A 7,161-nucleotide genomic window follows, 5' to 3' on the forward strand; every position below is an offset into this window, starting at 1 on the left:
TGGGCATTGCCCACCCAGCCCTGTCCATGCCTAAGTCAAGCGAGTTGTTAGGGCAGACAATAACAGCAGCAGGCGATCGGCTGAAAGTGAAACTCATCTCTCAAATCGGTTAACTCTCTGGCGTGTCCTTTGCTGCTCATCATTAGTCTAGCTTCTGGGAGTTGTCACAACTGAATTTCACCATTTGTAGAGCCCATCGCTAATAGTTTTCACTCTCAACTAAAGGCAACTGACAAACCACTACCAAAGTTTTCAGCAAAAACTGAACTAGCTAAATCAGCACCAGAAAAGTTTATTTAATGTAAATTTGCATCGGGTAAATAAGCTAGCCAAATCGTTAAATTACAAAAATCCTAGCCGCTTAAATCTGTCTGTATCTGCTGCAGGAGATTAATAACATTCCCAGCGGCATATCCCGTTTCCCGTGCGGGCTTTCCTCGCAGATATGTAAGAATGAGATTGAGCTGATTTTCTAGCGATCGCTGGCTTTCAAAACAAGAGAGTAGTCGCTTGGCAATGGGGTTGAGAATCAGGCGAGATTGAGTATCCCTCACATAGTCTTTTGCTTGAGCTTTGATGAGAGGATGGCTCTTGAAAAGGTCAATTTTAGCAGTAATTATTTCTTGGCATATCTGTTCGATTAACTGTTCTGTTATGTATTCCATGACGACGGGTTGTTGAGTAAAGCCACCTGTGGTTTTTTTAATGAGCGATCGCCTTCCAAGAGAAGCAAACGTCTCTAGGAGTTCCGTTGGCGACAGTTCTATTACTAAACCTTTCTGCACTTCTAAAAATGAGACTGGCTCTCGATTGATGGCGACGCAGTACATTACCTCTTTTTCAAAAGCAGATAGGCGATTGAACTGTCGGTCTAAGAGATTGCGAATATCATCAAAAATTAAGGTAACTTGGTTTAATAATTCTAAGAAATTAGAAAGACTGCTATCAAATAAATCTCGAATAACAGGAGCTACCATTTTTAATGCTAACGGATTCCCAGCATAGTGTTCAATCAGAGCTTTCCATTCGGATTCTGACCCTGAAAAAGCACCCTTGTCTTGAAAAATTCTCTTTCCTGCTTCTGTGGATAAACCAGGCAGTTGTAATGAGCGAACGGGTAGGGTTTCCCCTTCCTGTGTTGCTAGTTCTTTCGGCTTCTCCCGACTGGTTAACACAATGGTACTTTTATGGGGGGTTTCTGCCAGACAGCTAAGCAATTGACCGTAACCCTCATATCCTTCTCGATAGCCACCCGTGCGATCGCCCGATCGCAAAATTGACTCGGCATTATCGAGAACCAAAAGACAGCGCGAGGCTCGTAAATATCCAAGTAGCTGCGAGATTCTGCCCTCTACAGTATCCGAAAAAACGGTTTCCTTGTGTTTCGAGAGAAAGTGAATCAAATCTGCTAGAAGGTCGAGGAGGGGTGGAGCGTTGCGGAGACTTCGCCAGATGACATAATCAAAATGCTCCTGAATGCGTTTTGCTATCTTGACGGAAATCGCCGTTTTGCCGATGCCGCCCATACCCAATACCATCACTAGACGGCAGCGATCGCGCACGAGCCACTGCTCTAATAAAGCTAGTTCTTCTGTACGTCCATAGAAATCAGAGACATCGAGCGCCTCACCCCAATCTTGACATTTATTGGCAGTCGATCCTTGAACTGTTACCCAGTGAGCAGTAGTGTCACTTCGATCGGCTTGAGTATTTCTAATCTCATCAATAGAGGTACTGTTTGATGGTGCTGTGACTACTTGCATTTGTGGTGCCTTTCGCCGCAAGACTGAGTGAACGTTACTTTTATTAACCTTTTCCCCAAATACTCGACTGAGGAGTTGCCACAATTGGAAGCCGACGAGTTTGATGTACTCAGCATCATAACCAGCCGTCTTAGCAATCTCTGGATAAGAGCGTCCTTCCCAAGTTTGCCGAAATACTAGCTCTTGAATATCGTTGAGCTGTTCTGGTTGAAGAACGGATTCTAAAAAAAGGAGGGCTTCGTCAACAGTCATTTATTTATAGAAAATTAGCAATTTCGACCGGATCACCTACATTGGGAATTTTTAGGTTCCCGCCTGGGGAGGGTTGCAGTAGCCAAATCACTACGCTAATGGGGTGTTCCCCTGATAATCATTATAACGCGCAGGCCAAATACTAACTATTTATAACTTTTTATCACATACGCCGCCGCCATAACCGGCTTATTGTTGAATCAGGGTGGATTTAGCGAGAACATCTCAACTCTAATAGGAATGACTATTCTAGCAGTTGCCTCGATAGTTAGGACAATTTTCAATGTAGTCGTGGGGGGGAGCGGGTTATAGATATTTGGGCTGGGTACATTCATATCCAGGCGTTCAGGCCCCTACTAAATGTGACTTGAACCGATGGGGCTGCCTTGCAGCCTGCATCTTATCGGCGGTGTCACCCCTTCAAACTCTTGTTTCACATAGAGCCTGCTGTGCTTTTCGCCCAGTAAGAGCGCTCTTTCTGCTATAAATTTGTTCGCAATAATTTAAGGTGCAAAAACCATGACAACCAAGCAAATTAACAATGCTTTAAACACAACAGACAAGGGAATACTTACCCCCGATACCAGTGACAATGCTGCAACCACGCGCTATAAAGATTACATTTTACAGGTTGAATTTGCCAGCCAACCTGTCACCATTGACCTGTTTAAAGGCCCCGGTGCTACATTCGATCCCTACCTAGAAGTCTATAAAATCCCTAAAAATAGCAAAGGTGACAATATAATTCTTCCGGGTACTTTTCCAGTAGCATCCAACAATGACGTTACTTTTTTTAATACCAATTCCAGGATTGCAGGAGGGCTTCTCACCAGTGAGGCTCCTTTTGACTATGTAGTTCGCGTCACCACCTACGATGCCCTACCTGATGCGATTCTCCCTGAAAGCTTCACGTTACAGGCCTCCACTAACGCTGGCGAGGTAACATGGAAAGATTCTTTAACAGGTCAAACTATTGATGTCAACGGCAACCCTGGAAGTGTCACTCCTCCTGGTGGCGCTGGCACTCCTGGTGGCGGCACTGCTGGTGGCGGCACTGCTCCTGGCACCAATGCTCCTGTCCGACGCTTCTGGGATAATGTCGCCCAGGCGCACTTTTATACCTCAAATCCCACTGAAATTGCCGATCGGCTTACCAACCCCCGCTATCGCAGTGAAGGCGACGAATTTATCGCTCCCGGTGCGGGTAACGTCCAGGTTCGCCGCTTCTTGAATACGGCGACAGGAACTTATTTTTACACCGCCGATCCAGGGTCAATAGCATTAGTGAAAAGCAACTTGCCTCAGTTTACAGATCAGGGTGACGTTTTCAGTGCCTATGCCTCTTCGTTTCCCGGTGCAATTCCCGTCTACCGTTTCGCGAATCTAGACGCTGAACGGAGAAATTCACAAGCTATTACCCACTTTTACACCGCTGACCCAGCTACCAGGCAGAAAGTGATTAATGAGTTGCCTAATTTCCGGGATGAAGGTGTAACCTTCTATGCGCTTCCTTCTAAGTAAAGCAGCCTGGGGAAAAACTCTGTTAATGGACTGGTGAAACTATAAAAACCGGATTTCTCTAGCCGATAGCTTTGGCGAACGCTTAGAGAAATCCGGCTAATGGTTTCTGGTGCCTAAGTTCAGTAATTTTTACGAAATTAGTTTATTAGTTGCTTTTATTTGTATTTCAAAAAGTGCGATCGCCTTCTCTAAAACCTACAACTAAAGATAGCATCTAGTTGGAGATTTCAGCATAACTGCACAGGTGATTTGCGGGGGAAGTGTATCAATATATTTGCTATAAAGATATGCTACCTCAGCCTTGGGTTGACTTTTTGATGATAAATCCATTGGGTGCAGCGTCAAGGCAAAAAAGCAAAAATTCCGAGAAACAGCATATTTTAAGTAGGATTAAAGCAATGAGCGGCGACAGTTTTGAAGTCAATATCATGGGTACTGATTCTCCTGTTATCATACGTAAGTCAGCAGCATTAGGCGGTATAAATCCTATATTTAGTACACCGACGCCACCTCCACCTCCGCCGAGACTTACACCTGTAACGATCGCGACACCTGCAATCAATGCCCCCGGCCCCGGCAATCCTACTGGGCAACCAGCAAACACTGTTAGCAATGGGATATTTTACAACCTCTCAGACAATAATGACGATGTTTTGCTCTCATCACTTCCCCCGGAGGCTGCTGGCAAACCAATCTTTGCGCTATCTGGCAACGACTATATTACCGGAACAACCGACCTTGATATCATTAACGGAATGCTAGGAGCCGATACAATTTTCGGAGGGGCAGGCACCGACAGTATGAACGGGGGTAAAGGATCGGATGAGATTGACGGCGGTGCTGGCAACGACAATGTGATCGGTAACAATGACAACGATACTCTCTCGGGAGGAGAAGGCAATGACCTTATCGTGGGCGGTAAAGAAAACGATGTCCTGTTTGGCGGCAGCGGGGATGACATACTGAGGGGCGATCTCGGTCAAGATATCCTCACAGGTAGCGGTGGAAACGATATATTTGTGATCGCCCGAGATTTACCCAGCTTAGCAGAAGATGCAGATGTGATTACAGACTTTGACGTTGAGGACAAAGTTAATCTAACGAGTTTTATTGCTGATGTCCAGAAGTTCTCTTTTGAAGAGCTAACTTTGAATCTGAATGGAGTAGGTGCGGTCCCTGCTACGGCAATTAAACTCGGCACCCGTTATGTGGTTATCTTTCAAGGGGCTAGTCTAAGCGATGTGACGCCATTGGGTAATTTTGCGGTTTTTGATACAATATAGTTTTTGGAGCATGAGCTTTGTGGCGCGCACTTGAGTCGAATTAGGAGCGCTAGCACTTTGCTTCAATATTCGTAGACGCACGACCCGTCAGAAACCAGGTTTTTTACGAGAAGACGCGTTACAGCCCGCATCAACGGCCAAAAACCCGGTTTCTCAAGTTAGACCCAATCTTCTTGATCGCTTTTTTGTTTCCTGTAAACCTCACCTTTGGCATGAATTTTACGGGTTTGTTCGTAAAGAGTTTCTTCGGTATGATTCCATTTTTGCAGGACTTTTTTTAAGTCGGATTGGATATCTCTAGCACCGGGAAAGCCTCGGTAGCGAATTATCAATCTTGCTAATTCCGATAAATTGTAGTCGGTTGTTTCTCCTGCTAATAAAGTATCGACACTGGCTCGATCGCGCTTGTATTGCGGATGCTGCTGATCTTGAGTTTTTTCTACTGAATCCATACTATTTATGTTTTCCAATCATTTGAAAATGTTGCTACAAGCAACCGCTACCCAAAAGCGCGGACATAAATAACTATCATGAATAGAGTCTTAAATCCGCGTTTCATAAACGGTTTGATTCGGGTATCATAACTGTCAACTGTCAACTGTCAATTGTCAACTGTTTAAATTGTCGCTTCAGTCATAGCCAGAAATTTTTGTGTTTGTTCAGTAATACCAAATAGACGGTTCTCTCCGAAAAGTAGTTGTCATTTTATGTAGACCAATATACAATCAAAGGTACAGATCAATACTAGCACAGCCATGAAAGCAAGATATCAGTACAGAATTTATCCGACAGACCAACAGCAGCGGGGCTTGGCTCAGTTGTTTGGATGTGTTCGGGTTGTCTGGAATGATGCTCTTGCGCTTTGTAAGCAACTAGGAAAGAAGCCTAAGTCTAGTGAATTGCAAAAGCTAGTAATCACTCAGGCTAAACTAACTCTTGAACGTGCATGGTTGTCTGGAGTCTCAAATATTCCATTACAACAGTCGGTTGCCGACTTGGATATTGCTTTTAAGAACTTTTTTAACTCCTGTAAAGGAAAGCGGAAAGGTCGTAAAGTCGGATATCCTAAATTCAAGAAAAGAACAAATAACCAATCGGCGCGTTTTAGGATTGGAGGGTTTTCCTTTAAAGGCAATGGTGTCTACTTAGCCAAAATTGGAATCGTCAACCCTATATGGTCTAGGGAATTACCGTCTGAACCTAGCTCTGTCACGGTAATCAAGGACTGTGCTAATCGCTATTTTCTAAGCTTTGTAGTAGAAGTTGCACCAGTTCAAATCGACGCCAAAAACCACAGCGTCGGTATTGACTTGGGGATTAAAACTTTTGCTGTGATGAGTAATGCTGAAAAAGCAGAAAGTCCTGACTACAAAAAATTAGACAGAAAAATTCGCCAACTCCAAAAAAAGCTAGCTCGGCAACCCAAAGACTCGAAACGCAGAAACAGAACTCGGATTCAAATAGCCAAGTTGCACAATCAAATTACAGATACCCGCAAAGATTTCTTGCATAAGCTGTCTACCAAAATAGTTAGTGAAAACCAAACTATTATTTTGGAAGATTTAAATGTATCTGGGATGGTCAAAAACCGCAAAGTAGCTAGAGCGATTAGTCTTCAGGGATGGAGAGAATTCCGAACTTTGTGCGAGGCGAAGTCTGAGAAATTTGGTCGAGACTTTAGAGTAATTAGTAGGTGGGAACCAACAAGTCAGGTTTGCTCAGATTGCGGCTTTAAATGGGGAAAATTGGACTTGAAAATCCGCTCGGTTCAGTGCTTGAATTGTGGTACTGAACACGATCGAGATGAGAATGCAGCAAAAAATATAAACAAAGTCGGGATAGGGCATTGCCACGACTATAAACGGACGCAGAGACAGAGTAAGACTACCGGGCGTAGCGTCAGTCAGTGAAGCGTCAAGAATCACCGCACATAAGATGTCGGTGAGTATGTCAATCCAATCTTTATCTTGACAGAAGTTGCGAATTGCTTCTGGGCCTTGGGCACGAATTTGGGCGGGTATGGATTCAAATACTTTTGCTGCTTCTTGAACATTTCAGATTCCCTCACGCATCCCAGCCCTAGCAAATTTGGATTGCAGATTTGTTGGCAGGTTCTCAAAACGGATGTTGTGTGCTATTTTAAAAGCTTCTTGAGTGGCGATCGCCCCGGCACTAACAATTGAACTTGGCGCTGATTGTACCCACGCCGTTAATACAGTTGCACTTTCATCAAATTTTGCATCAATTTGGTTGCCTAAGTTTTGGATCCCACATTCCGCAGATGTGATTATCTTACTGGTATTTTTCAAAAATCAAAGCCATAAAGCTTTTTTTAGTCTAAC

At 44.1% G+C, this 7,161-nt stretch carries 6 protein-coding genes; 4 read left to right on the top strand and 2 right to left on the bottom strand.

The annotated features are described in order from the left end of the window. Nucleotides 1–353 precede the first annotated feature (353 nt). Nucleotides 354–2,015 carry an ATP-binding protein gene (locus tag QUB11_RS25905; protein WP_333206638.1) on the bottom strand — a complete coding sequence of 554 codons (1,662 nt, stop codon included), beginning with the start codon at nt 2,013–2,015 and terminating at the stop codon, nt 354–356. Between the two features lie 519 nt (nt 2,016–2,534). On the opposite strand from QUB11_RS25905, the gene QUB11_RS25910 reads away from it, so the two are divergent. Both QUB11_RS25910 and QUB11_RS25915 read left to right on the top strand, forming a co-directional pair. Beyond that, nucleotides 2,535–3,536 (top strand): hypothetical protein, encoded by a 1,002-nt coding sequence (locus tag QUB11_RS25910; RefSeq protein ID WP_333206637.1) that lies wholly within the window; start codon nt 2,535–2,537, stop codon nt 3,534–3,536. A gap of 317 nt (nt 3,537–3,853) precedes the next feature. Next, nucleotides 3,854–4,819: a hypothetical protein gene (locus QUB11_RS25915; RefSeq protein WP_333257612.1), complete on the top strand. Its 966-nt coding sequence runs from the start codon at nt 3,854–3,856 to the stop codon at nt 4,817–4,819. Between the two features lie 158 nt (nt 4,820–4,977). Here QUB11_RS25915 and QUB11_RS25920 read toward each other — a convergent pair whose 3' ends face one another. Continuing rightward, complete coding sequence (locus tag QUB11_RS25920; protein ID WP_333206635.1) at nt 4,978–5,271, bottom strand: DUF3288 family protein; 294 nt, start codon at nt 5,269–5,271, stop codon at nt 4,978–4,980. 303 nt (nt 5,272–5,574) lie between these two features. On the opposite strand from QUB11_RS25920, the gene QUB11_RS25925 reads away from it, so the two are divergent. Further along, entirely contained in the window at nt 5,575–6,729 is a 1,155-nt protein-coding gene (locus QUB11_RS25925; protein WP_333206634.1) for an RNA-guided endonuclease TnpB family protein, read from the top strand. A 244-nt stretch (nt 6,730–6,973) separates the two neighbouring features. Then, the coding region (locus tag QUB11_RS25930; protein ID WP_333206633.1) for a hypothetical protein at nt 6,974–7,161 on the top strand (188 nt) is incomplete at its 3' end.

Origin of the sequence: Microcoleus sp. B6-A1 (assembly GCF_036705085.1) — a bacterium.
GTDB lineage: Bacteria > Cyanobacteriota > Cyanobacteriia > Cyanobacteriales > Microcoleaceae > Microcoleus.

Excerpts from the sequence above, each read along its gene's own strand:
- QUB11_RS25905 (WP_333206638.1), bottom strand. The coding sequence starts at position 2,015 with ATGACTGTTGACGAAGCCCTCCTTTTTTTAGAATCCGTTCTTCAACCA.
- QUB11_RS25910 (WP_333206637.1), top strand. The coding sequence starts at position 2,535 with ATGACAACCAAGCAAATTAACAATGCTTTAAACACAACAGACAAGGGA.
- QUB11_RS25915 (WP_333257612.1), top strand. The coding sequence starts at position 3,854 with ATGATAAATCCATTGGGTGCAGCGTCAAGGCAAAAAAGCAAAAATTCC.
- QUB11_RS25920 (WP_333206635.1), bottom strand. The coding sequence starts at position 5,271 with ATGGATTCAGTAGAAAAAACTCAAGATCAGCAGCATCCGCAATACAAG.
- QUB11_RS25925 (WP_333206634.1), top strand. The coding sequence starts at position 5,575 with ATGAAAGCAAGATATCAGTACAGAATTTATCCGACAGACCAACAGCAG.